The sequence below is a fragment of the Acidovorax sp. PRC11 genome, assembly GCF_031844105.1.
In the GTDB taxonomy this organism is placed as follows: Bacteria; Pseudomonadota; Gammaproteobacteria; order Burkholderiales; family Burkholderiaceae_C; genus Paracidovorax.
Genome location: NZ_JAUZUQ010000013.1, coordinates 55,872 through 80,059, shown reverse-complemented (window position 1 = coordinate 80,059; position 24,188 = coordinate 55,872). Strand labels below are relative to the sequence as shown.

At 70.5% G+C, this 24,188-nt stretch carries 18 protein-coding genes; 14 read left to right on the top strand and 4 right to left on the bottom strand.

Annotated features, from left to right (window positions below; translation table 11 throughout):
- Nucleotides 1-501 precede the first annotated feature (501 nt).
- The 3 genes from Q9R47_RS15745 (at nucleotide 502) to Q9R47_RS15735 (ending at nucleotide 4,608) form a co-directional block, all read left to right on the top strand.
- On the top strand, nucleotides 502-1,905 hold the full coding sequence (locus tag Q9R47_RS15745) for a cache domain-containing protein (protein WP_311234140.1): 1,404 nt from the start codon (nucleotides 502-504) through the stop codon (nucleotides 1,903-1,905).
- Nucleotides 1,902-2,570, top strand: coding sequence for a response regulator transcription factor (locus Q9R47_RS15740; protein ID WP_311234139.1), 669 nt, complete (start codon nucleotides 1,902-1,904; stop codon nucleotides 2,568-2,570). Before Q9R47_RS15745 ends, Q9R47_RS15740 begins: the two co-directional genes overlap by 4 nt.
- A 79-nt stretch (nucleotides 2,571-2,649) precedes the next feature.
- A complete protein-coding gene (locus Q9R47_RS15735) occupies nucleotides 2,650-4,608 on the top strand; it encodes an EAL domain-containing protein (protein WP_311234138.1) in 1,959 nt (652 codons plus the stop codon).
- Between the two features lie 31 nt (nucleotides 4,609-4,639).
- Here the strand turns inward: Q9R47_RS15735 and Q9R47_RS15730 are convergent, their stop codons facing one another.
- Together Q9R47_RS15730 and xdhC are read right to left on the bottom strand one after the other, a co-directional pair.
- Nucleotides 4,640-5,854 (bottom strand): urate hydroxylase PuuD, encoded by a 1,215-nt coding sequence (locus tag Q9R47_RS15730; protein WP_311234137.1) that lies wholly within the window; start codon nucleotides 5,852-5,854, stop codon nucleotides 4,640-4,642.
- Nucleotides 5,855-6,124: 270 nt separating this feature from the next.
- Complete coding sequence (gene xdhC, locus Q9R47_RS15725) at nucleotides 6,125-6,988, bottom strand: xanthine dehydrogenase accessory protein XdhC (RefSeq protein ID WP_311234136.1); 864 nt, start codon at nucleotides 6,986-6,988, stop codon at nucleotides 6,125-6,127.
- A gap of 152 nt (nucleotides 6,989-7,140) precedes the next feature.
- Between xdhC and Q9R47_RS15720 the strand changes: the two genes are divergently transcribed.
- Nucleotides 7,141-7,620, top strand: a complete 480-nt coding sequence (locus tag Q9R47_RS15720; RefSeq protein WP_311234193.1) for a hypothetical protein — start codon at nucleotides 7,141-7,143, stop codon at nucleotides 7,618-7,620.
- Between the two features lie 43 nt (nucleotides 7,621-7,663).
- Here Q9R47_RS15720 and uraH read toward each other — a convergent pair whose 3' ends face one another.
- Nucleotides 7,664-8,014, bottom strand: a complete 351-nt coding sequence (gene uraH, locus Q9R47_RS15715) for a hydroxyisourate hydrolase (protein WP_311234135.1) — start codon at nucleotides 8,012-8,014, stop codon at nucleotides 7,664-7,666.
- 227 nt (nucleotides 8,015-8,241) lie between these two features.
- On the opposite strand from uraH, the gene ggt reads away from it, so the two are divergent.
- The 4 genes from ggt to Q9R47_RS15695 all read left to right on the top strand — a co-directional run bounded on the left by ggt (nucleotide 8,242) and on the right by Q9R47_RS15695 (nucleotide 14,366).
- Entirely contained in the window at nucleotides 8,242-10,056 is a 1,815-nt protein-coding gene (gene ggt, locus Q9R47_RS15710) for a gamma-glutamyltransferase (RefSeq protein ID WP_311234134.1), read from the top strand.
- A 191-nt stretch (nucleotides 10,057-10,247) separates the two neighbouring features.
- Nucleotides 10,248-10,742, top strand: coding sequence for a ferritin-like domain-containing protein (locus Q9R47_RS15705; protein ID WP_311234133.1), 495 nt, complete (start codon nucleotides 10,248-10,250; stop codon nucleotides 10,740-10,742).
- A gap of 94 nt (nucleotides 10,743-10,836) precedes the next feature.
- Nucleotides 10,837-13,173 carry a glycosyltransferase gene (locus Q9R47_RS15700; RefSeq protein WP_311234132.1) on the top strand — a complete coding sequence of 779 codons (2,337 nt, stop codon included), beginning with the start codon at nucleotides 10,837-10,839 and terminating at the stop codon, nucleotides 13,171-13,173.
- A 41-nt stretch (nucleotides 13,174-13,214) separates the two neighbouring features.
- Nucleotides 13,215-14,366 carry a UDP-galactopyranose mutase gene (locus Q9R47_RS15695; RefSeq protein WP_311234131.1) on the top strand — a complete coding sequence of 384 codons (1,152 nt, stop codon included), beginning with the start codon at nucleotides 13,215-13,217 and terminating at the stop codon, nucleotides 14,364-14,366.
- Nucleotides 14,367-14,422: 56 nt separating this feature from the next.
- On the opposite strand, the gene Q9R47_RS15690 is transcribed toward Q9R47_RS15695, so the two are convergent.
- Nucleotides 14,423-15,772, bottom strand: coding sequence for a glycerate kinase (locus tag Q9R47_RS15690; protein WP_311234130.1), 1,350 nt, complete (start codon nucleotides 15,770-15,772; stop codon nucleotides 14,423-14,425).
- Between the two features lie 127 nt (nucleotides 15,773-15,899).
- Between Q9R47_RS15690 and Q9R47_RS15685 the strand changes: the two genes are divergently transcribed.
- The 6 genes from Q9R47_RS15685 to Q9R47_RS15660 all read left to right on the top strand — a co-directional run bounded on the left by Q9R47_RS15685 (nucleotide 15,900) and on the right by Q9R47_RS15660 (nucleotide 24,003).
- Nucleotides 15,900-16,565, top strand: a complete 666-nt coding sequence (locus Q9R47_RS15685) for a GntR family transcriptional regulator (RefSeq protein ID WP_311234129.1) — start codon at nucleotides 15,900-15,902, stop codon at nucleotides 16,563-16,565.
- Nucleotides 16,566-16,597: 32 nt separating this feature from the next.
- A complete protein-coding gene (puuE, locus tag Q9R47_RS15680) occupies nucleotides 16,598-17,566 on the top strand; it encodes an allantoinase PuuE (RefSeq protein WP_311234128.1) in 969 nt (322 codons plus the stop codon).
- Nucleotides 17,563-19,347: a 2-oxo-4-hydroxy-4-carboxy-5-ureidoimidazoline decarboxylase gene (gene uraD / locus Q9R47_RS15675; protein WP_311234127.1), complete on the top strand. Its 1,785-nt coding sequence runs from the start codon at nucleotides 17,563-17,565 to the stop codon at nucleotides 19,345-19,347. Before puuE ends, uraD begins: the two co-directional genes overlap by 4 nt.
- The gene (locus Q9R47_RS15670; RefSeq protein WP_311234126.1) at nucleotides 19,344-20,582 is read left to right on the top strand and encodes an ArgE/DapE family deacylase; all 1,239 of its coding nucleotides are present in this window, start codon (nucleotides 19,344-19,346) and stop codon (nucleotides 20,580-20,582) included. The genes uraD and Q9R47_RS15670 overlap by 4 nt, the downstream gene beginning before the upstream one ends.
- A gap of 175 nt (nucleotides 20,583-20,757) precedes the next feature.
- Entirely contained in the window at nucleotides 20,758-22,035 is a 1,278-nt protein-coding gene (locus tag Q9R47_RS15665; protein WP_311234125.1) for a C4-dicarboxylate transporter DctA, read from the top strand.
- Between the two features lie 120 nt (nucleotides 22,036-22,155).
- Nucleotides 22,156-24,003, top strand: coding sequence for a methyl-accepting chemotaxis protein (locus tag Q9R47_RS15660; RefSeq protein ID WP_311234124.1), 1,848 nt, complete (start codon nucleotides 22,156-22,158; stop codon nucleotides 24,001-24,003).
- Nucleotides 24,004-24,188: the final 185 nt, after the last annotated feature.

The following is a 24,188-nucleotide window of genomic DNA, read 5'->3' as shown; positions in this document are numbered from 1 at the left end:
CCTTCCGATAATCTCCGCCACGCGATCGAATATCACCGGAAAAATGGAAAGCGCGAACGCATTCTGTGCCCGCCTTACGCCAGGCGACAGCACATTTTTCCCTTACGCAGCACTACGCAGACCGGCCTGCGCAGTACTACGCAGACGGGGTTCCGGCATGCATCCTGCAGAGGGGTTGCGGACCGCACAGCGAGACCACATGCGCCCTGCCGGGCTTCGGAAGATGCACCGGCGGCGGGCACGAACTCCGGCTGCAGGCCCCCATCCGCACCGATGCAGGTATGAATATCACCAGGGCGGTGCGGTTAACCCCATTATTGCTCCCCCAACCGTCTTCGTAACCATTCGTTCGCATGGACAGCACCGGAAAGGATATTCATCAGCTCGACCGCATTAACACCTTGTCACCGCCCCACGGAAAACCTCGCCCGCCCTGGACATAACCCGATTGACTTCCAGCATGCGCGGCGGATAGTCGCCCCACTCCGAGAGAAAATCCCCATGCAATTGCGGCTGAAGCTCCTGCTGCTGTCCACCCTGCCGATCCTCCTGGCGCTCGGCTCCGTGGCCGTCACCGCCCGCCACCAGACCCTGAAGCTCGCGCAGCAGGAGCGCGAACTGGTGGAGGCCGCGTACCTGCACAGCAAGGAGACCGAGCTGCGCCAGTACGTGCAGCTCGCGCAGAGCGCCCTCGCGCGCATCGCCGCCGAAGAAGCCGATGCCGCGGAACGCCAGCGGCAGGCCCTGGCCCTGCTCGCGCGCATGCAGTTCGGCAAGGACGGCTACTTCTTCGTCTACGACCGCGAAGGCAACGTGCTGCTGGACGCGCGGCACATGGGCCTGTCGGGCGTGGACCTCTGCGATCCGGGCGATCCGCGCAGCGAGGCGCCCGCCAACCTCATCCTCGCGCGGGCGCGCGAGGGCGGCGGCATGGTGCGCTACGCGTGGCAGAAGCCGTCGTCGCGGCTCACCGTGCCCAAGCTCACCTACGTCACGACGATGCCCGGATGGGAATGGGTGATCGGCACCGGGCTCTACCTCGACGACGTGCAGGAAACGCTGCGCCACATCGACCGCGCCGCGCAGGAGAACATCGGCGGCACGCAGCGGCGCATCTGCGCGATCGCCGCGCTGTGCATCGTGCTCATCGGCCTGGCAGGCCTCGCGCTCAACCTGAGCGACCACCGCGTGGCCAGCGCCAAGCTGCGCCGGCTGGCGCAGCGCGTGGTGCGCTCGCAGGAGGAAGAGCGGGTGCGCGTGGCCCGGGAGCTGCACGACGGCGTGGTGCAGGTGCTCGTGTCCTCCAAGTTCCTGCTGGAGACGGCGCAGGTGCAGTGGACGGGCCGCGCGGCCCCGGTTCCGCGCGAGATGCTGGACCAGGGCCTGGCGCGGCTGAACGATGCGCTCCTGGAGATCCGCCGCGTCTCGCACGGGTTGCGGCCGGCGCTGCTCGACGACCTCGGCCTGGCGCCCGCGCTCGCACTGATGGTGCAGGAAGTGAAGGAACAGGGCGCGTTCGACGTGCGCTTCGTGCTGCGCGGCCCCGCCGGCCCGCTGCCCACCAGCCACGGCACGGCGCTCTTCCGCATCGCGCAGGAGGCGCTCACCAACGCGCGCATGCATGCCGGCGCCTCGCAGGTGGAGGTGGCGCTGCGGTTCACGCGCTGGCGCGTGAGCCTGTCGGTGCGCGACGACGGGCGGGGTTTCGACATGCAGCGCGTGCAGCGCGACGGCCAGGGCGGCATCGGCCTGCGCAACATGCGCGAGCGCATCGAGGGGCTCGGCGGCCGCTTCGCCATCACCTCCGGCCGCGGGGGCACGCGCATCCTGGCGGTGCTCGACCGGCGCGGTGATGCAACGATCGAAGGCCACCCGGGCTTGGACCCATCGCAGGTGCCCGCATGAGCGCCGCCGAGAGCCCGGCCACCATCCGCGTCCTGCTGGTGGACGACCACCCGCTCGTGCGCGACGGCGTGCGCATGCGGCTGGAGGCCACGCCGCACATCCGCGTCGCCGCCGAGGCGGGCAGCATGCAGGAGGCCGTGGCGCTCGCCGACAGCGTGGCGCCGGACCTCGTGCTCACCGACATCCGCATGCCCGACGGCAGCGGCATCCAGCTGGCGGCCGTGTTCCGCGAGCGCTTCCCGCTGGTGCGCGTGGTGGTGCTGTCGATGCACCAGGATGCCGAATACGTGCAGCGCGCCGTCGGCCTGGGCGTGCGCGGCTACGTGCTCAAGGACGCGCCCGCGGGGCAGCTCGTGCAGGCGATCGAGGCCGTGCACGCCGGCGGCAGCCATTTCAGCGATGCGGTGCGCGCCCTGCTGGACGCAGGGCCGCCCGTCCAGCCCTCCGCCCGCTCGCTCACGCCGCGCGAGGCCGCCGTGCTGCGCCTGCTGGCGGAAGGCCGCTCCAACCGCGACATCGCCGAACGCATGGGCACCTCGGTGCGGACGGTGGAGACGCACCGCCTGCACCTGCGCCGCAAGTTACGCATCGACGGGCAGGCCGCGCTGGTGAAATACGCCGTGGCCTACGCGGACATCCGCTGCGATCCGCCGCCCGGGCACTGACTTCCAGGCCGGGGCCGCGCAACGCACGGCCGTGTCACGGCCCCGTCATCGGGGATGGTTAATCTCCCCGTGACTGCGTATGACTGTAACAACGCCCGCCGCCACTCCCGGTACCGTGCAGGAAGCGGTGCTGGCCGCGCTGTCGCCTGCCGCGCGCGGCGGTACGGGGCCGCTCGCCCGGCTGATGCGCGAGGGTGGCCTGCACTGCGTCTTCCAGCCGCTCGCCGACCTGGGCGAAGGCCATGTCTATGCGCACGAGGCACTGATCCGCGGCCCGAAGGGCACGCCGCTGCACACGCCCGACCGGCTGCTGCAGACCGCGCTGCAGGAGGGCCTGCTGCAGGATTTCGAGCTGCTGTGCGTCGCCGTGGCGCTGCAGCAGTGGGGCGACCTGGGTGCGCACGGCCGGCTGTTCGTCAACATCAGCGCGGACGCGCTGGTGCGCGGCGTGGCGCTGTGCGCCAGCGCATCCGTGTGGGCCGCCGTGCGCGCCACCGGCGTCAGCACCGAACACGTCGTGCTCGAGATCACCGAGCACGAGCGCGTGACCGACATGGCCCTGCTGCGCGAGGCCCTCAAGCAGGTGCATGCCTGCGGCGCCCGCATCGCGCTCGACGACTTCGGCGACGGCCGCTCCAGCCTGCGGCTGTGGTCCGAGGCGCGGCCCGACTTCGTCAAGATCGACAAGTACTTCGTGCGCGACATCAGCGCCCATCCCGAGAACCTGCAGATGCTGCAGGCCATCAAGGGCATCGCCGACGTGTTCGGCACCACGCTGATCGCCGAGGGCATCGAGACGCGGGACGACCTGCGCGCACTGCGCGACCTCGACATTCCCTACGGCCAGGGCTACCTGCTCGGGCGGCCGGCCCCGGCACCGCGCGACCACATCGAAACGGCGGCGCAGGAGGTGCTGCGCGACCGCCGCGTGGCGGTGCTGCCCCACCGCGGCCAGCACGCCCGCCCCGGCATCCTGCGCAACCTCCTGGTGGTGCATGCGCCCACGGCCACGGCAGACACCAGCAACGACACCGTGGCCGCCTTCTTCAAGGCCCACCCCGAACTGCATGCGCTGCCGGTGCTCGACGGCGCGCGGCCCGTGGCGCTCATCAACCGCCAGCAGTTCATGAACCACTACGCGACGCTCTACTTCCGCGAGGTGCACGGCCGCAAGCCCTGCGCGGCCTTCGCCAACCATGCGCCGCGCGTGGTCGAGCTCGACTGCGACGTGGACCAGCTCGTCGGCATCCTGACTTCGCAGGACCAGCGCTACCTGAACGACGGCTTCATCGCCACCGACAACGGCCGCTACGTGGGCCTGGGCACCGGCGAGCAGCTGGTGCGCAGCGTAACCGAGGCGCGCATCGAGGCGGCGCGCCACGCGAACCCCCTCACCTTCCTGCCGGGCAATATCCCGATCAGCCTGCACATGCAGCGGCTCATCGACAGCGGCACCGAGTTCGTCGCCTGCTACGCCGACCTGAACCACTTCAAGCCCTTCAACGACTACTACGGCTACTGGCGCGGCGACCAGATGATCCGGCTCGTGGCGCGCCTGGCCGTGTCGCACTGCGACGCGCAGCGCGATTTCGTCGGCCACGTGGGCGGCGACGATTTCATGCTGCTGTTCCAGAGCGGCGACTGGCTGCAGCGCTGCGAGCGCATCGTGCAGGAATTCGCGGGCGAGGCGCGCGCCCTGTTCGACGACGCGGCGCGGGAGGCCGGCGGCATCTGGGCGGAAGACCGGCACGGAGTGAAGCGCTTCTTCCCCTGCACGACGCTGTCGATCGGCGCCGCGCGCGTGGTGCCCGGCAGCATGCGCCATGCCGAGGAGGTCGCCAACGCCGCGGCCCTGGCCAAGCACGACGCCAAGGGCTGCACCAGCGGCCTGGCCTGGCGCACCGCGGAGCCCGCGCCCCGGGCGTCCGCCGCTCCGCCCACGCATGCGCCGGCGCCCACCCCGCCGCAGGACAGCCTCCGGCCCTGGCTGCCGGCACGGTCTCCCGCCGATCCGCAGGCCGCCGCACAACCGCACTGACGGCACGCGGCCCGTGCGCTGCGTCACCGCGTCACCGCGTGGACGCACCCCCTTCGAACCAGCGCCGCACGAGGTCGCGCTCGGCGTCCGTCATGCCGGTGGCGTTGTTCATGGGCATGAGCTTCTGCACCACCGCCTGCTGGTAGAGGGCCTGCGCATGCTGCGCCACCGACGCGGCGGAATCCAGCCGCAGGTTCTTCATCTGCACCTGCTCGCCATGGCACATGTAGCAGCGCTGCGCGAGCACCGGCTGCAGCTGGGCATAGTCCACGGGCCCTGCCGCGCCGGCGGCCGGCGCGCCCGCAGCCGCCGGCGGCTGCGCCAGCCGCAGCCCGACGATGGTGCCCACGATCACCGCGCAGCCCACCAGCGCGTAGGGCAGCGGATGCGCGTTGCGTCCGAGCTTCCAGCCGTGGCGCATCACGAAGAACTGGCGGATGGACGCGCCCGCGAACATCATCAGGATCAGGATCAGCCAGTTCTGCGGATGGCTCCAGGTGAAGCTGTAGTGGTTGGACAGCATGCAGAACAGCACCGGCAGCGTGAAGTAGGTGTTGTGCACGCTGCGCTGCTTGCCGCGCTTGCCGTGGATCGGGTCCACCGGCTGGCCGGCCTTCATCTGCGCGATGACCTTGCGCTGGCCCGGAATGATCCAGAAGAACACGTTGGCGCTCATCGAGGTGGCGATCATCGCGCCCACCAGCAGGAAGGCCGCGCGGCCCGCGAACCAGTGGCAGGCCAGCCACGAGGCCGCGCACACCAGCACGAACACCAGCGCACCGACGATCGCGTCGCCGTTCCTGCGCTGCCCGAAGATGCGGCAGATGGCGTCGTACAGCAGCCAGAACACGGCCAGGAAGGCCAGCGCGACCATGACGGCGGTGGCCGGCGCCCAGTCCATGCGCGACTTGTCGATCAGGTACGTGCTGGCGCTCCAGAGGTAGGACACCGTGAACAGCGCGAAGCCGCTGATCCAGGTGCTGTAGCTCTCCCAGAAGAACCAGTGCAGGTGCTTCGGCAACTGCGGCGGCGCGCCCGCGAACTTCACCGGATGGTAGAAGCCGCCGCCGTGCACGGCCCAGAGTTCGCCGCTCACGCCCTGCCGCTTGAGGTCCTCATCGACCGGCGGGGTGAGGCTGGAATCGAGGAAGACGAAATAGAACGACGACCCGACCCAGGCGATGGCGGTGATGACGTGGACCCAGCGCAGCAGCAGGTTGGCCCAGTCGAGAAGGTAGCTTTCCATGGTGGCTCTCAACTTCGCGCGCGGCCCGTTCCTTTGGGGGAGAAGCCGCGCGGCAACCTGCTCACCACGGCGGGCGCTCTGAGCAGCGGGAAGGCCGCGCTGGATGCGCCCCCGCCAAAGGGCGGAAGGGCGGCATCGCCTTGCACCGCTGCGACCTGTGGCCCGAGTGTATGCAGGTTCCGTTCCCGCCGGAACGGGGCGGGCCCGCAACGGGCGCGGATGCCACACCGCCAGGCGCGGGCCTGCCGCGGCCCCGTCACGCGCGGCCCCTCACATTCCGGACGGGGCCGGCAGGGTGGCCAGCAGCTGCGCGGCCACGGATACGGCGATCACCTCCGGCTCCTTGCCCGCGATGCCCGGCAGGCCGATCGGGCAGGTGACGTGGGCCAGTTCCTGCGGCCCGAACCCCCGGGCCTCCAGCCGGTGCGAGAACGTCGCCCACTTGGTGCGGCTGCCGATGAGCCCGACGAACGGCAGGTCGGCCCGCGCGCGCTGCCGCGCGAGGCAGGCAGCCACCACGTCGAGGTCTTCCGCATGGCTGAAACTCATGATGAGCACGCGCGATCCGGGCGCCAGGCCGGGCACGGCCGCATGCACCGGCTCTGAATGCTCGCAGTGCACGCCGCCGGCCTCCGCGTCCGCGGGGAACACGCCGTCGCGGCTGTCGATCCAGGTGAGTTCGAACGGCAGCGGCGCCAGCACCCGCGCCAGCGCATGCCCCACGTGCCCGGCTCCGAACAGCGCCACCGGCACGCGCGCGGGCGCCAGGCGCCGGGCGAGCGCCGCCCGGTCCTGCGGCCCCGCGCAGGTGAAGCGCAGGTGCACCACCCCGCCGCAGCACTGCCCCAGGCTCGGGCCGAGCGCGAACCGCAGGGCGGACTCGGCCGCCATCCCGGGACCGGCCTGCGCCACGGGATGCGCCCAGGCCGCCAGGCGGGCCCGCGCCTCGCGGATCGCATCCCATTCCAGCCGCCCGCCGCCGATCGTGCCCAGCGGTGGCCCGTCTTCGAACACGGCCATCCAGGCGCCGCGCTCGCGCGGCACCGAGCCTTGGGTAGACTCCACCTCCACTACGCAGGCGGGCCGCCCGGCAAGGCCCTGGAGCAAGGCGTTCAGGGCCTGCGTCAACGCCATGGCGCGCCCCCGCGTTGCCCGGGCAGCCCTCCGGCGCGCGCGCATGCCGGTTCCCTGCCCCCGCCTCCAGCCACGACCCACCGATGAAGCCTTCGCCCACCCCTTCCCACGGCACGCCGCGCGGCGGCCGCCACTGGCTCCTGGCCGGCCTGATGGCCGCCGTGGCCTCGCTCCTCGCCGCCTGCAAGTCGGGCCCCGAGCCGGCCACCGCGCCCGGAGAGACGGCCGCGCCGGCCAGCCCGGTCGCGGGCGTGGCCGGCCCCGAGCCGGCGGCGCGGGGTTCCGCACGCCCGTCGGCCGCGGCGGACCCGCGCGCCTACCGCCAGGATGCGGCCACCCACCTCTACGGGCTGAACCAGTCGCGCATCTACCCGGGCAAGCTGCCGCCCATGCTGTACGCCATCGGCACGCTGCAGGTCGATATCGACCGCAGCGGCCAGGTCACCCGCCTGCACTGGATGCGCGCGCCGCGCCATGCGCCTGAAGTCATCGCGGAGATCGAGCGCACCGTGCGCGCGGCCGCGCCCTACCCCGTGCCCACGCGCATGGGCCGCGTCACCTACACCGACACCTGGCTCTGGGACAAGTCGGGCCGCTTCCAGCTCGACACGCTCACCGAAGGCCAGCTCTGAAGCCCGTTCCGGCGCCCGACCCGGATGCCGCCGCTGCCGTGCGTCAGGAGCCACGGTAGGTCGAATAGCTCCACGGGCTGACCAGCAGCGGCACGTGGTAGTGCTGGTCGGCATGGGCGACGCCGAAGTCCAGGCTCACCCGGTCCAGGAAATTCGGCTCGGGCAGCGCCACGCCGCGCGCACGGAAATACGCGCCCACGTCGAACGTGAGGCGGTAGGTGCCGGTGCGCAGGCTCGCGTTGTCGAAGAGCGGCGCATCGGTGCGGCCGTCGTGGTTGAGCACCAGCGACTGCAGCAGCCGGGCCTGCCCGCCCTCCGTCGCGTAGAGCGCCACGGCCATGCCCGCGGCGGGGCATCCGTGCATGGTGTCGAGAACGTGCGTGCTGAGGCCCATGGGGCGTATCTCCTGTCGGTCCGTGAGGGGAATGGATGGGAAAAGCCGGCGCGCCGGCCGGTGCCCACTGCACCGGCGCGCGCCATGCGGCAGTGTATGCACGGCGGCGCCCCGCCGTAACGAACCGTGACGTGCCGGAGCGGACACCCGTTCTACACTGTCCGCCGCTCCGCCGGCATTCCACGCTCCGGCACACATCAACGACAAGAAGGGAAGGGCTCCAGCCGATGTCATCTCTCCGCCTCCAACGTCCCTGGCTGCTGGCCGGAAGTTCCGTGCTCGCGCTGCTGTCGATCACGGGTTGCGCCAACCTGCCCGGCGGCTCCGAGCCGGCCGCGGCCGCGCCCGACGCGAACAGCGCGCCCGCGCAGACGCCCGCCGCGCGCGCCGCCGGCCGCGCCTACGACATGGACATGGACGTGTTCCACCCGGTCGTCGCGCGCAGCGGCATGGTGGCCACCGAGCAGGAACTGGCATCGAAGGTGGGGCTGGACATCCTGCGCGCGGGTGGCAACGCGATCGACGCGGCCGTGGGCGTGGGTTTCGCGCTGGCGGTGGTGCTGCCCAACGCCGGCAACCTGGGCGGCGGCGGCTTCATGATGGTGTACGACGCGAAGAGCGGCAAGAGCGTGGCGCTCGACTTCCGCGAGGTCGCGCCGCGCAAGGCGAGCCGCGACATGTACCTGGACGACAAGGGCGACGTGATCGACGGCAAATCGCTGCACACGCACTATGCCGTGGGCGTGCCCGGCACCGTGGCGGGCCTGGAGCATGCGCTCAAGTCCTGGGGCACGATGCCGCTCTCGAAGGTGATCGCACCCGCGATCGCGCTGGCCGACAAGGGCTTCCCCGTGAGCCTCACGCTCGCCAAGACGCTCGCGCAGGAGCGCGACACCATGGGCCGCTGGCCCGCCACCCGGCAGATCTTCTGGCGCGGCGACGCGCCGCTGAAGATCGGCGACCGGCTGGTGCAGAAGGACCTGGCCCAGTCCATGCGCCTCATCGCGCAGCAGGGCGCGAAGGCCTTCTACCAGGGCCCGATCGCGCGCCGCATCGCCGCCGAGATGGCGCCCTACCCCGGCGCGCTCACGCTGCAGGACCTGCGCGACTACGAGGTCGTGGAACGCACGCCCGTGCGCGGCACCTACCGCGGCTACGAAGTGGTGACCATGCCCCCGCCGTCGTCCGGCGGCGCGCACCTCGTGCAGATCCTCAACATGCTCGAGCCGATGCCGCTCGCCCAGTGGGGCGCGGGCAGCGCGCAGACGCTGCACATGATGGCCGAGAGCATGAAGCTCGCCTACGCCGACCGCTCCGAATACCTGGGCGACCCGGACTTCGTGAAGATCCCGCTCAAGGGCCTCACCTCCAAGGCGTACGCCGCCTCGCTCGCGAAGACCATCGACCCGAACAGGGCACGCCCGGCCAGGGACATCAAGCCCGGCCAGCCCCAGCCCTACGAGAGCGACCAAACCACGCATTTCTCGGTGGTGGACAAGGCCGGCAACGCCGTGGCCGTGACGTATACGCTCAACACCAACTTCGGCAGCGGCATCGTCGCCAAGGGCACCGGCATCCTGCTCAACAACGAGATGGACGATTTCGCCGCCAAGCCGGGCGTGGCCAATGCCTACGGCCTCGTGGGCGGCGACGCGAATGCGGTCGCCGGCGGCAAGCGGCCGCTCTCGTCGATGACGCCGACGCTGGTGCTGAAGGACGGCAAGCCGGTGCTGGTCACGGGCAGCCCCGGCGGCGCGCGCATCATCACCACGGTGCTGCAGACCGTGGTCAACGTGATCGACTTCGGCATGAACCCCGCCGAGGCCGCCGCGGCACCGCGCATCCACCACCAGTGGACGCCGGACGAGCTGCGCATCGAGAACGGCCTGTCGCCCGACACGCTGGCCATTTTGAAGTCGCGTGGTCACGACCTGGCCCTCAAACCCTCCATGGGCCGCACGCAGACCATCCAGTTCAAGGACGGCGTGCTGTTCGGCTATTCCGATCCGCGCAATCCGGACGGGCTCACGCTGGGGTACTGAAGCGGGGCCGCACCACCCGCCGTCGGTCCATGGGCCGCATCGGGGGGCGGGGAGGAACCGGAGCATTTCCGCGCCAGCCTGCCAGCGGGGCTGGCGCACCGGCCCGCTGCGCCCATCTGTATGCGGCGTGCTGTCCCACGGCATCGACATGCGGCCAGGCGCACCATGGTTTTCACTTTATGGAAAACACCATGGCCATCAAAACCGTCGCAGACCTGTTCATCCACGAACTCTCGGACACCTACAGCGCGGAAAAGCAGATGACCCGCTCGCTGCCGAAAATGGCGCGTGCCGCCACGTCCGAAGAACTCTCGCAGGCCTTCCTGGACCACCTGGAGGAGACACGAGGCCAGGTCGAACGCATTGACGAACTCGTGGCGGTTGCCGGTCTCAAGCTCAAGCGCGTCAAGTGCGCGGCCATGGAAGGCCTGGTCGAGGAAGGCAACGACCTGATCGATGGGATCGCCAAGGGTCCCGTGCTCGACGCCGCGCTGATCGGCGCGGGCCAGCGGGCGGAGCATTACGAGATCGCCAGTTACACCACCCTCGTGCTGCTGGCGACCAAGCTAGGCTACGACCACGCGGTGCCGCTGCTCCAGGCCACGCTGGCCGAAGAGAAAGCAACGGACGAGCGGCTCGGCTTGCTGGGCCAGGCCGCCTCCATCGAAGAGGCCGCCGATCGCTGAGCGCACCGGGCGCTGCACCATGTCTCCTGCCGCAGGACATGGGCGCTCAGGCACTGGGCCCGGCCACGATGCGCGCCCCTTTCTCGGCTTCTGGATGGGCGGCTTCGAAGGTGCCGACCACGTCAACGGCCATGGACAGCCGCTGGACCCGAACATGCGCAACGGACATGCGGTGCGCTTTGCGGAAGACTACGCGGCAGCGAAACGCCTGGGCCTGCACGTCGTCCGTGAAAGTATCGGATGGCGGATTTTCGAAGCCGGCGGCGCGGCAGCGATGCTGTCGCTGCAGGCCCAGGCGCGCGCGGCGGCGTCCCACGGGGTGCAGGTGGTGTGGAGCCTGATGCACTACGGCTGGCCGGACCGGCTGGATCCCCTGGCCCGTCCCGGGCAGTTCATCGATGCGTTTTCCTGGCACTGCACGCGGGTCGCCGAACTGATCGCGGACGTCGAAGGTCCGCCCCCCGTCTATCAGCCCATCAACGAAATCTCCTTCCTCGCCTGGGCCGCCACCAGCACCGAGCTGATCCACTGCTGTCGGCCACCCGCTCCCGAACGCGGCCCCGAACTCAAGCGGGTCCTGGTGGGAGCGGCACTGCGCGGCATCGATGCGCTCTGGTCCGTCGCGCCCGGCGCGCGCATCGTCCATACCGACCCGGCCATCCACGTCGAGCCGCCGCTCGGCGCCGGCCCCGCCGAGAGCGAGGCCGCCGCACGGGAAACCGCCAGCCAGTTCGAGGCCTGGGACATGCTCTGCGGCCGCGCGTCGCCCGAACTGGGCGGTGCGCCGCGCTACCTCGATCTGGTCGGCATCAACTATTACCACAACAACCAATGGGAGCACGGTTCCCAGGCACGGCTGCACTGGCACCTGCAGGACCGCCGCAGGCGCCCCTTCCGCGAGCTGGCCGGCACGCTGTGGCGCCGGTACGGCAGGCCGTTGTGCATTTCGGAAACAGGGCACGTCGGAGAAGGCCGCGGGGCCTGGCTCGACGAGATGGCGGCGCAGGTCGCCGACTGCCGGTCGCGCGGCATTTCGATCGCGGGACTGTGCCTGTATCCGCTCATCGACCGGCCGGACTGGCAGGACGCGCACCACTGGCACCACAGCGGGTTGTGGAACGTTCCCGGTGCCGACGCCGGCGACAGCACGCGCTCCCTCTGCCTTCCCTACGCCGAGCGATTGCGGCACTGGCTGAAGGCGCTCGACGCCCCCTCTCCTCCTTTCACCGCCTCTCCAACGGACAACCCCATGACCCCTCTCATCGTCTTCTCCCACCTGCGCTGGGACTTCGTCTACCAACGCCCACAGCAGCTGATGTCCCGCCTGGCCGCCGGTCGCGCGGTGCTTTTCGTGGAGGAGCCCGTGCCCGGCGCGGACCGCCTCCGGCTCGAACGCTACAGCCCGTGCGCCGGGGTGGAAGTGCTGCGCATGCACGTGCCGGGCCGCGCCACCGGTTTCGCCGACGAGCACATCGACGGCATGCGCGCCATGCTCGCCCGGCACCTGGTCGATCGGGGCATCGATGAGTACCTTCTCTGGTTCTACACCCCCATGGCCCTTCCCCTGGCGCGGGGGCTGGCTCCGCGCGGCAGCGTCTACGACTGCATGGACGAACTCTCGGCCTTCGATTTCGCCCCGCCAGCCCTGATCGCCCGCGAAGACGCGCTGTTCGGCATGGTGGACCTCGTGTTCACCGGAGGGCGGAGCCTCTACGAATCCAAGCGCGCCAGGCATCCGCACGTGCACTGCTTCCCGAGCAGCGTGGACCACGCGCATTTCGGCCGGCGCGGTGTCGCGGACCATCCCGACCAGGCGGTTCTCGCCGGCCCGCGCCTGGGTTACTACGGCGTGATCGACGAGCGGCTCGATCTCGCGCTGGTGGCGGCCCTGGCGGACGCGCATCCGCAGTGGCAGATCGTGATGGTGGGCCCCGTGGCCAAGCTGGATCCGGACAGGCTGCCGCGCCGAGCCAACCTGCATTGGATGGGCCAGCGGCGCTACGACGAACTGCCGGCGTTCCTCGCGGGCTGGGACGTGTGCCTGATGCCGTTCGCATTGAACGCCTCCACGCGCTTCATCAGCCCGACCAAGACCCTGGAGTACCTGGCCGCAGGCAAGGCGGTCGTCAGCACCGCGGTGCGGGACGTGGCGCAGCAGTACGCCGCCGTGGTGCCGATCGCCGCGTCGGCCGATGAATTCGTGGCAGCCTGCGAAAGCGTACTGGCGCGCTCGCCGCAGGAACAGGCGGCGTTTCAGGCCGCGGCCGCCGCCGTGGTGGCCGCCACGTCGTGGGATCTCACATCGGGCGCGATGCATGTCCTGCTCGAACGCTTCGACGGTCCCACGTCCGCCCGGCCGGCGAGGCCGCAGTGGCTGCCGGCCTTCACGGCGGCCGCCGCGACGAAGCCGGCCGCGGTTCCCACGGCCTGAAACGGCTGCATGCAGGCCCGCCCCATCCCGGATCCCACCCCATGACCCATATCGCCATCGCAGGCGCCGGCTTCTCCGGCGCGGTGCTCGCCCAGGAGCTGGGCCGCGCGGGCCACCGCGTCGATGTCTTCGACACGCGGCCGCACGTTGCCGGCAACTGCCACACCGCCCGCGACGCGGCCAGCGGCGTGATGCTCCACACCTACGGCCCGCACATCTTCCACACGAGCGACGAGCGGGTGTGGGACTACATTCGCAAATTCGGCGAGTTCATGCCCTTCGTCAACCGCGTCAAGGCGATCACCGGCGGCCGCGTGTTCTCGCTGCCGCTCAACCTGCTGACGATCAACCAATTCACCGGCAACACCTTCTCCCCCGCGGAGGCGGCGGCGTTCTTCGATGATGTCGGCGAAAAGACGGAGCACGCACCCGCCAACTTCGAGGAGCAGGCCCTGGCGCTGATGGGCCGCAAGCTCTACGAGGCCTTTTTCGAGGGCTACACCACCAAGCAGTGGGGCATGCCGCCCTCGGCGCTGCCCGCCAGCATCCTGAAGCGACTGCCGGTGCGCTTCAACTACGACGACAACTACTACAACAGCAGGTTCCAGGGCATTCCCCGCGACGGTTACACCGCCATCGTCGAGAACCTGCTCGACCTGCCGAACGTGGAAGTCCACCTGGGCACGCATTTCGAGCGGTCGCAGGCGGCGGACTACGACCACGTTTTCTGCAGCGGGCCGATCGACGCGTGGTTCGGCCACGACGCGGGCCGATTGGGCTACCGCACGCTGGATTTCAAGCGCGAGGACCACGAGGGCGACCACCAGGGCAACGCGGTCATCAACTACTGCGATGCGTCCGTGCCCTGGACGCGCATCTCGGAGCACAAGCACTTCGCTCCCTGGGAACAGCACTCGAAAACGGTGACCTTCAAAGAATACAGCCGCTTCTGCGAGCCGGACGACACGCCGTACTACCCCATCCGGCTCGTGGCGGAAAAAGCACTGCTGGCGCACTACGTGGAGCGGGCCCGCGATGAACGCGGCGTCACCTTCCTCGGCCGGCTGGGCACCTACCGCTACATCGACATGCATGTGACGATCGCCGAAGCACTGGACGTGGCCGACTGCTACCGGCGCAGCCTGCGGGCCCAGGTGCCACTGCCGGCATTCGTCGTCGATCCCCTCGCATAGGGCCGCGGACCGGAGACATTCTGTCGGGCGCCTCCATGCGCTCCGAGCAACTCCTGCTACAGCACCAGCAGCGCGCGGAAGTCGTTCACGTTCGTGTGCGTCGGCCCGGTGACGACCAGGTCGCCGAGCGCCTCGAAAAAACCGTAGGCGTCGTTGCGCGCCAGGTGCTCGTCCACGCGCAGGCCCGCCGCCGCCGCGCGGGTGAGCGTGTCCGGCGCCACCCGCGCGCCCGCGTTGTCCTCCAGGCCGTCGATGCCGTCGGTATCGGCGGCCAGCGCCCAGACGCCCTCCTGGCCCCGCAGCGCGCGTGCCAGTCCCAGGCAGAACTCCCCGGCCCGCCCGCCCCGCCCGCGCACCGCGCCCGGCGCGCGCTCCCGCACGGTCACCGTGGTCTCGCCGCCCGAGAGGATGACGCAGGGCCGCGCGAACGGAGCGCCGTGCCGCGCCACCGAGCGGGCGAGCGCGGCATGCACGGCACCCACCTCGCGCGATTCGCCCTCCATCTCGTCCGACAGCAGGTGCACCGCCAGGCCCGCGGACCGTGCCGCCGCGGCCGCCGCCTCCAGCGACTGCCGCGGCGTGGCGATCAGGTGGACTTCCGGCGCCTGGCCCGGCTCGGGCTTGGGCGTCTCCAGCGCACCGGCCGCCAGCGCCGCGCGCACGACCGGCGGCAGGCCGATGCCGTGGCGGTCCAGGATGCGCAGCGCATCGGCGCAGGTCGTCGCGTCGGGCACGGTCGGGCCGCTGGCGATCACGGCCGGATCGTCGCCCGGCACGTCACTGATCGCGAGCGTCACCACGCGCGCGGGTGCGCAGGCCGCGGCCAGCCGCCCGCCCTTGATGCGCGAGAGGTGCTTGCGCACGCAGTTCATGTCCGCGATGCCCGCGCCGCTCTCCAGCAGGGCGCGGTTGATGCGCTGCTTGTCCTCCAGAGACAGGCCTTCGGCCGGCAGCGTGAGCAGCGCAGAGCCGCCGCCGGAGATCAGGCAGAGCACGAGATCGTCGGCGCTCAGCCCCTGCACCAGTTCCAGCATGCGCCGCGCCGCCGCCTCGCCCGCCGCGTCCGGCACCGGGTGCGCGGCCTCCACGACCTCTACGCGCGCGGGCGTTCCCTCGGGCCGCGGCGGCACGTGGCCATAGCGCGTGACGACGAGTCCGGAGAGCGGCGCCGCGGCCGGCCACAGCGCCTCCAGCGCATGCACCATCGACGCCCCCGCCTTGCCCGCGCCCAGCACCACCGTGCGGCCCCTGGGCGGCGCGGGCAGGCGCGCCGCCATGCGCACCGAGGGCAGGGCCGCACGCACCGCCACGTCGTAGAGGTGGCGCAGGAAGCGCGCAGGGTCGGCGGCGGGATCGGGCACCGGCGAGGAAATGGCGGCGGCGGACGGCGTGCGGGTGGAGGTCATGCGCGGATTCTGACGCAAGGCGTCCGCTGCGCGCACCGGCCCGGTGCGGGTATGCCCCGATGCCCATCCCCACCATGGTGCACAAAAACTGCATACAAAATCAGGCCACGGCGGCTATCATGGCCCGATGGAGACTTCCACCACCAGCGCCATCGTCGCGAGCCTGACCAAAGCCATCGTGGAGCACCGGCTGCAGCCCGGCGCCAAGCTGGCCGAGCAGAAGCTCGCCGACCATTTCGGCGTGTCGCGCACGCTGGTGCGGCAGGCGCTCTTCCAGTTGTCGCAGAACCGGCTCGTCACGCTGGAGCCCGCGCGCGGCGCCTTCGTGGCGGCACCGTCGGCCGAAGAGGCCCGGCAGGTCTTCGCCGTGCGCCGCATGCTCGAGGCCGAGATGACGCGCGCCTTCGTGCGCGAGGTGACGCCCGCGCGCATCCGCGCCCTGCGCGAGCACGTGGCGCGCGAGCAGCAGGCGGTGGAGCAGGCCGACGTGCCGGGCCGCACCGAACTGCTGGGCGACTTCCATGTGCGCATGGCCGAACTCATGGGCAACGAGGTGCTCGCGCAATTGCTGGGCGAGCTGATCTCGCGCTGCGCCCTCATCACCCTCATGTACCAGAGCGCCGCCGAGGCCGCCCATTCGCACGAGGAGCATGGCCACATCGTCAAGGCGCTGGCCGCCCGCGATGCCGACCTGGCCGTGCGCCTCATGGACGAGCACCTGCGCCACGTGGAGGCCAGCCTGGCCTTCGACCGCGCGCACCCGCCCAACGAACTCTCCCGCGCGCTGTCCTGAACCCTTCCCCCATTCCCAGCCGATCCACCGACATGACCGCATCGCCGCTCTACGACGCCACCCTGCCCTACCCGCGCGACCTCGCAGGCTACGGCCGCAACCCGCCCCACGCCCGCTGGCCCGGCGGCGCGCGCATCGCCGTGCAGTTCGTGCTGAACTACGAGGAAGGCGGCGAGAACGCCACGCTGCACGGCGACGCGGGCAGCGAGCAGTTCCTCTCGGAGATGTTCAACCCGGCGAGCTACCCCGACCGCCACATCAGCATGGAAGGCATCTACGAATACGGCTCGCGCGCGGGCGTCTGGCGGCTGCTGCGCGAGTTCGAGCGCCGCGGCCTGCCGCTCACCGTGTTCGGCGTGGCCTCCGCGCTGCAGCGCCATCCCGACGTGGCCGCCGCCTTCGGCGAACTGGGCCACGACATCGCCTGCCACGGCCTGAAGTGGATCCACTACCAGAACGTGCCCGAGGACGTGGAGCGCGCCCACATGGCCGAGGCCATGGACATCCTCACCCGGCTCACCGGCAGCCGGCCGCTGGGCTGGTACACCGGCCGCGACAGCCCCAACACCCGCCGCCTCGTGGCCGACTACGGCGGCTTCGCCTACGACAGCGACTACTACGGCGACGACCTGCCGTTCTGGATGAAGGTGAAGAAGACCGACGGCACCGACGCCACGCAGCTCATCGTGCCCTACACGCTCGACTGCAACGACATGCGCTTCGCGCTGCCGCAGGGCTACTCGCACGCCGACCCGTTCTTCCAGTACATGAAGGACACCTTCGATGCGCTCTACGCCGAAGGCGATCCGGCCGGCGACGACCGGCCCAAGATGATGAGCATCGGCATGCACTGCCGCCTGCTGGGCCGCCCCGGCCGCATCACGGCGCTGCAGCGCTTCCTCGACCACATCCAGCGGCACGAGCACGTCTGGGTGTGCCGCCGCATCGACCTCGCGCGCCACTGGGCCGCGACCCATCCCTGCCCGAAGGTGACGCCATGACCCTGATGACCCTCGACCAGCTCAACGCCGCGCCCGCGGCCGACGCATTGCAAATGCTGGACGGCCTCTACGAGCACTCGCCCTGGATCGCCGAAGGCGCGCTCGCCGAACGCCCGTTCCGCTCGCTCGCGCAGCTGAAGCACGCCATGGTGCGCGTACTCGCCGCCGCCCCGCGCGATGCGCAGCTCGCGCTCATCCGCGCCCACCCGGAGCTTGCCGGCAAGGCCATGGTGGCGCGCACGCTCACGGCCGAATCGACCGGTGAGCAGTCGCGCGCCGGCCTCACGCACTGCACGCCCGAGGAATTCGACCGCCTGCAGCAGCTGAACGCCGACTACAACGCGCGCTTCGGCTTCCCCTTCATCCTGGCCGTGCGCGGCCCGCGCGGCACGGGGCTGCCGCGCCAGGAGATCATCGAGACCTTCGCGCGCCGCCTCGTGAACCATCCCGACGCCGAATTCGACGAGGCGCTGCGCAACATCCACCGCATCGCGGAAATCCGCCTGAACGACAAGTTCGGGGTGGAGCCCACCCTCGGCAACGACGTCTGGGACTGGCAGGAGAAACTCGCGCAGCACAGCGACCCGGGCTTCGCCGAACAAGGCCAGCTCACCGTCACCTACCTCACCGACGCGCACCGCGCCTGCGCGCAGCGCATCAGCCACTGGATGCGCGACTGCGGCTTCGATGAAGTCGAGGTGGACGCCGTGGGCAACGTGGTCGGGCGCTACCACGGGGCCGATCCCGAGCGCCAGAAATGGCTCATGACCGGCAGCCACTACGACACCGTGCGCAACGGCGGCAAGTACGACGGGCGCCTGGGCATCTTCATCCCCATGGCCTGCGTGCGCGAGCTGCACCGCGCGGGCCGCCGCCTGCCGTTCGGCATCGAGGTGGTGGGCTTCGCCGAAGAGGAAGGCCAGCGCTACAAGGCCACCTTCCTCGGCTCCGGCGCGCTGATCGGCGATTTCCGCCCCGAGTGGCTCGACCAGCGCGACGCCGACGGCATCGCCATGCGCGAGGCCATGCAGCAGGCCGGCCTGTGCATCGACGACATCCCGAAGCTGCGGCGCGATCCGGCCGGCTACCTGGGCTTCGTGGAGGTGCACATCGAGCAGGGCCCGGTGCTCAACGAACTCGGCCTGCCGCTGGGCGTGGTCACCTCGATCAACGGCAGCGCGCGCTACGTGTGCGAAATGCTGGGGGTGGCGAGCCACGCGGGCACGACGCCGATGGACCGCCGCCGCGACGCGGCCAGCGGCGTGGCCGAACTCGCGCTCTACGTGGAGCGCCGCGCCGCGCAGGACGGGGACTCGGTGGGCACCATCGGCCAACTGAACGTGCCCGGCGGCTCCATCAACGTGGTGCCCGGCCGCTGCGCGTTCAGCCTGGACCTGCGCGCGCCCACCGACCCGCAGCGCGACGCGCTGGTGGCGGACGTGCTGGCCGAACTGGCCGCGATCGCCCAGCGCCGCGGGCTGCGCTTCACCGCCGAACGCGCCATGCTCGTGTCGGCCGCCCCGAGCGATGCCGGCTGGCAGCGGCGCTGGGAGGCCGCCGTCGAGGCCGCGGGCCTGCCGGTCTTCCGCATGCCCAGCGGCGCGGGGCACGACGCGATGAAACTGCACGAGATCATGCCCCAGGCCATGCTGTTCGTGCGCGGCCAGAACGGCGGCATCAGCCACAACCCGCTGGAGAGCACCACGAGCGACGACATGCAGCTCGCCATCGATGCCTTCTCCCACCTCCTGAACCAACTCGCCCAAGAAAACAACCCATGAGCAGCCACAGCACCTACGCCCACATCGACGCCTGGATCGACCAGCACTTCGACGAGGAGGTGCAGTTCCTGCAGGCCCTCGTGCGCGTGCCCACCGACACGCCGCCCGGCAACAATGCCCCGCATGCCGAACGCACCGCGGAGCTGCTGCAGGGCTTCGGCTATGCGGCGGAGAAGCACGCCGTGCCCGAGAGCGAGGTGCGGGCCTACGGCATGGAATCGGTCACCAACCTGATCGTGCGCCGCCCCTATGGCGGCGGCGGCAGGACCATCGCGCTCAACGCGCACGGCGACGTGGTTCCGCCCGGCGAAGGCTGGACGCACGACCCCTACGGCGCCGAGATCGTGGACGGAAAGATGTACGGCCGCGCCACGGCCGTGAGCAAGAGCGACTTCGCCTCGTTCACCTTCGCGGTGCGCGCACTGGAGGCCGTCGCCCCGCCCGCGCAAGGCGCGGTGGAACTGCACTTCACCTACGACGAGGAATTCGGGGGCGAACTCGGCCCCGGCTGGCTGCTCGCACAGGGCCTGACGAAGCCCGACCTGATGATCGCCGCCGGCTTCAGCTACGAGGTGGTGACGGCCCACAACGGCTGCCTGCAGATGGAAGTGACCGTGCACGGCAAGATGGCCCATGCCGCCGTGCCGCACACGGGCGTCGATGCGCTGCAGGGCGCCGTGCGCATCCTGAACGCCCTCTACCAGCAGAACACGCTCTACCGGCAGGTCACGTCCAAGGTCGAGGGCATCAAGCACCCCTACCTCAACGTGGGCCGCATCGAAGGCGGCACCAACACCAACGTCGTGCCCGGCAAGGTGGTCTTCAAGCTCGACCGCCGCATGATCCCGGAAGAGAACCCCGTGGAAGTGGAAGCCGCGATCCGCCGCGTGATCGACGAAGCCGCCGCCGGAATGGAGGGCATCCGCGTGGAAGTGCGCCGCCTGCTGCTCGCCAACGCGATGACGCCGCTGGAAGGCAACCGCCCGCTGGTGGACGCGATCCAGCGCCACGCGGAAGAAGTGTTCGGTGAACGCCCGCCCGCGGTGGGCACGCCGCTCTACACCGACGTGCGGCTCTACGTGGAGCGCGGCATCCCCGGCGTGATCTACGGCGCGGGCCCGCGCACGGTGCTGGATTCGCACGCCAAGCGCGCGGACGAACGCGTGGAACTGGAGGACCTGCGCCGCGCGACCAAGGTGATTGCGCGGGCGCTGCACGATTTGCTGGCGGATTGACGCGCGGCGCGCTGCGCGACCGATACACCTCAGCCGGGCACCCGCCCGGCTTTTTTTTCGCCCGCGCGACACGCAACCCGGGATTACCCCCAGCGGGCTCGACCGTTTCCTGTCTACATTTTTTGTATGCAAGTTCGGCGCACAAGTTGACGATGCGCCCCTTCCAGGAACCCTCATGCACTTTCTCTTCCGCACCCTTTTCGGCCGCGTGGTCCTTGCGCTCGTGGCTGGCGTTCTGCTGGGCCTGTTCGCGCCGCACTGGGCGGTGCAGCTCAAGCCGCTGGGCGACGGCTTCATCAAGCTCATCAAGATGCTGATCCCGCTGGTGGTGTTCTGCGTGGTGGTGCACGGCATCGCCGGCACGGGCGATCTGAAGCGGGTGGGCCGGGTGGGCATCAAGTCGCTGATCTACTTCGAGGTGGTCACCACCGTCGCGCTGGCGCTCGGCCTGGTGCTGGCGTTCGTGTTCGAGCCCGGCGTGGGCATGAACGTGGACCCGCGCGGGCTGGACGCCTCGGCGCTGAGCGCCTACACCGACAACGCGAACAAGCTCTCGGGCGGCGGCTTCAGCGATTTCGCCCTCAAGCTCATTCCCACCACGGCCGTGAGCGCCTTCTCTTCGGGCGACGTGCTGCAGGTGCTGCTGTTCTCGATCATCTTCGGCTGCGCGCTGGCGCTGGTGGGCGAGCGCGGGGCCCGCGTGGCGGGGCTCATCGAGGATTTCTCGGTGGTGCTGTTCCGCGCCATGGGCCTCATCATCCAGCTCGCGCCCCTCGGCGTGCTGGGCGCCATCGCCTTCACCGTGGGCAAGTACGGGGTCGGCTCGCTCAAGCAGCTCGGCATGCTGGTGGGGCTGTTCTACCTGGCCGTGGCGCTGTTCGTGGTGGTGGTGCTCGGTCTCATCATGCGCTTCTCGGGCTTCAGCCTGTTCAAGCTGCTGCGCTACCTGCGCGAGGAACTGGCCGTGGTGTTCGCCACCACCTCGTCCGACAGCGTGCTGCCGCAGATCATGGCCAAGCTCAAGCACATGGGCGTGCGCGACTCCACCGTGGGCCTGGTGATCCCCACCGGCTACTCGTTCAACCTGGACGCCTTCTCGATCTACATCACGCTCGCGGCCGTGTTCATCGCGCAGGCGACCAACACGCCGATCAGCATGGCCGACCTGCTGACCATCCTCGCGATCTCGCTCGTGACCTCCAAGGGTGCGCACGGCGTGCCGGGGTCGGCCATCGTGGTGCTGGCGGCCACGCTGCACGCCATCCCGGCCATTCCCGCGATCGGCCTGGTGCTGGTGCTGTCGGTGGACTGGTTCATGGGCATCGCGCGGGCGCTGGGCAACCTCGTGGGCAACTGCGTGGCCACGGTGGCGATCGCCGCATGGGAGGGGGACATCGACCGCAGCCGCGCGCATGCCGTGCTCGACGGCAAGGATGTCCCTCCGCTGACATGAGCCCGTTGCCTGCAAACTGCTTACTGCCGAGCGGCACGTACGCAACACTTTGGATATTTGCGTAAACGAAAGAAACATACTGGGGTGTAATCCAAACGCTTCTTTGCAAGAAGGTTTGACATGCTCCCTACACTGCGCTCCAAAATTCTCTTCATCAGCACCGCCACCATGGTATGCGCCCTGGCGGTCACCGGGGCCGCCACGTACAGCATCACCCGCTCCAGCACCTTCGAGACCATCGAGCAGGACCTGAATGCGGTGACGGCGGGCAATGCCATGGCCGTCGACCAGTGGGTCGCCGCCAAGGCCCGGGCCGTGGAGGCGACCGCCGCGGCCGTGGAGATGGGCGATCCGCAGCGCTACGTGGCCCTGATGGGCAAGGCCAACGGCTTCCCGATCACCACCGTGGGCTGGGAGGACAAGACCTTCTTCTCCACCACCACCACCCCGGCGGGCTACGACCCCACCGCGCGGCCCTGGTACAAGACCGCGGTGCAGGCCGGCAAGCTGGCCGTCACCAAGCCCTACGGCGACTCCACCACCGGTGTGCCCTACGTGGCGTTCGTGGCGCCCATGCTGCGCGCCGGCAAGCTCGAGGGCGTGCTGAGCGGTGCGGTTCCGCTCGACGGCGTGCGCGACGTGGTCTCCGCCATCCGGCCCACGCCGGGCAGCTTCGGGTTCGTGGTGAACAGCGACGGGCAGGTGCTGGCCCATGCCGATGCCAAGCTGGCGCTCAAGCCCGTCACCGAGATCTCCCCGCTGCTCACCCCCGCCACCATGGCGTCGCTCGCCACGGCCGACAAGCCGGTCGAGGTGGAGATGGGCGGCGCCGCCAAGCTGCTGAAGGGCCGCCCCGTGCAGGGCACGGACTGGACGCTCGTCGTCGCGCTGGACAAGGCGGAGGCCACGGCCGGCCTGCGCAGCGTGCTGCACACCCTGGCCATCGCGATCGTGCTGCTGGCGCTGGCCGCGGCCGGTGTCGCGGCGCTGCTCACGGCCACGTCCTTCCGCCGCCTGTCGCAGGTGCGCGACGCGATGGACCGCATCGGCTCCGGCGGCGGCGACCTGACCCAGCGCCTGCCCGTCTCGGGCCGCGACGAGGTGGCGCAGATCGCGTCCTCGTTCAACGCTTTCGTGGAGCAGATCGGCACCGTGCTCAAGGACGTGCGCCACGGCGTGGAGTCGATGAAGACCGCCACCGACGAGATCCGCGCCGGCAACCAGGACCTTTCCAACCGCACCGAAGGTTCGGCCAGTGCGCTGCAGGAGACCTCGGCCTCGCTGTCGCAGCTCACCGTGACCGTCAAGCAATCGGCCGACGCCGCGGCCCAGGCCACGCGCCTGGCCAATGCGGCGAGCGCCTCGGCCCTGAAGGGCGGCGAGGTGGTGGCCAGCGCGGTGAGCACCATGGACGAGATCTCCGGCGCATCGTCGAAGATCGGCGAGATCATCGGGGTGATCGATTCCATCGCCTTCCAGACCAACATCCTGGCGCTGAACGCCGCGGTGGAGGCGGCCCGCGCGGGCGAGCAGGGCCGCGGCTTCGCGGTGGTGGCCGGCGAGGTGCGCAGCCTCGCGCAGCGCAGCGCCGAAGCGGCCAAGGAGATCAAGACCCTGATCGACGCCTCGGGAGCGAGCGTGGTCACGGGCACCCAGCGCGTGCGCGCCGCGGGCGAGACGATGGGCGAGATCGTGGACGGCATCCAGCGCGTCACCCAGATCATCGGCGAGATCAACGGCTCGATGGCCGAGCAGAGCGCGGGCATCGGCCAGATCAACCAGGCCGTGGCCGAGATGGACCGCGCCACGCAGCAGAACGCCGCGCTGGTCGAGGAATCGACGGCGGCCTCCGGCGTGCTCAACGACCAGGCCCACCACCTCTCGCGCACCGTGGCGGGCTTCACGCTCGACGACGCGGCGCACGGCGGTTCCGCGCCGGCGGGCCATCTGGTGGCGCTGCCGCGCTGACCCGGGGGCGCGGGGCCGCACTGCGCGGCCGCGCCCTCCCCTTTTTCACGCCTCTCCCTCCGCCCGCAGCGCACCCCCCCCGTGCGCCAGCGCGGCGGCCGCTCCTGCACCATCCGCGTGCAGCCGCAGCGCCTCCCCGGCTTCCTGCACTCCCCTCCGTGGCGCGCTTCGGGCCCCGTATCCGC

Coding starts and splice junctions, on each gene's coding strand:
- Q9R47_RS15745 (WP_311234140.1), top strand. CDS start 502: ATGCAATTGCGGCTGAAGCTCCTGCTGCTGTCCACCCTGCCGATCCTC.
- Q9R47_RS15740 (WP_311234139.1), top strand. CDS start 1,902: ATGAGCGCCGCCGAGAGCCCGGCCACCATCCGCGTCCTGCTGGTGGAC.
- Q9R47_RS15735 (WP_311234138.1), top strand. CDS start 2,650: ATGACTGTAACAACGCCCGCCGCCACTCCCGGTACCGTGCAGGAAGCG.
- Q9R47_RS15730 (WP_311234137.1), bottom strand. CDS start 5,854: ATGGAAAGCTACCTTCTCGACTGGGCCAACCTGCTGCTGCGCTGGGTC.
- xdhC (WP_311234136.1), bottom strand. CDS start 6,988: ATGGCGTTGACGCAGGCCCTGAACGCCTTGCTCCAGGGCCTTGCCGGG.
- Q9R47_RS15720 (WP_311234193.1), top strand. CDS start 7,141: ATGGCCGCCGTGGCCTCGCTCCTCGCCGCCTGCAAGTCGGGCCCCGAG.
- uraH (WP_311234135.1), bottom strand. CDS start 8,014: ATGGGCCTCAGCACGCACGTTCTCGACACCATGCACGGATGCCCCGCC.
- ggt (WP_311234134.1), top strand. CDS start 8,242: ATGTCATCTCTCCGCCTCCAACGTCCCTGGCTGCTGGCCGGAAGTTCC.
- Q9R47_RS15705 (WP_311234133.1), top strand. CDS start 10,248: ATGGCCATCAAAACCGTCGCAGACCTGTTCATCCACGAACTCTCGGAC.
- Q9R47_RS15700 (WP_311234132.1), top strand. CDS start 10,837: ATGGGCGGCTTCGAAGGTGCCGACCACGTCAACGGCCATGGACAGCCG.
- Q9R47_RS15695 (WP_311234131.1), top strand. CDS start 13,215: ATGACCCATATCGCCATCGCAGGCGCCGGCTTCTCCGGCGCGGTGCTC.
- Q9R47_RS15690 (WP_311234130.1), bottom strand. CDS start 15,772: ATGACCTCCACCCGCACGCCGTCCGCCGCCGCCATTTCCTCGCCGGTG.
- Q9R47_RS15685 (WP_311234129.1), top strand. CDS start 15,900: ATGGAGACTTCCACCACCAGCGCCATCGTCGCGAGCCTGACCAAAGCC.
- puuE (WP_311234128.1), top strand. CDS start 16,598: ATGACCGCATCGCCGCTCTACGACGCCACCCTGCCCTACCCGCGCGAC.
- uraD (WP_311234127.1), top strand. CDS start 17,563: ATGACCCTGATGACCCTCGACCAGCTCAACGCCGCGCCCGCGGCCGAC.
- Q9R47_RS15670 (WP_311234126.1), top strand. CDS start 19,344: ATGAGCAGCCACAGCACCTACGCCCACATCGACGCCTGGATCGACCAG.
- Q9R47_RS15665 (WP_311234125.1), top strand. CDS start 20,758: ATGCACTTTCTCTTCCGCACCCTTTTCGGCCGCGTGGTCCTTGCGCTC.
- Q9R47_RS15660 (WP_311234124.1), top strand. CDS start 22,156: ATGCTCCCTACACTGCGCTCCAAAATTCTCTTCATCAGCACCGCCACC.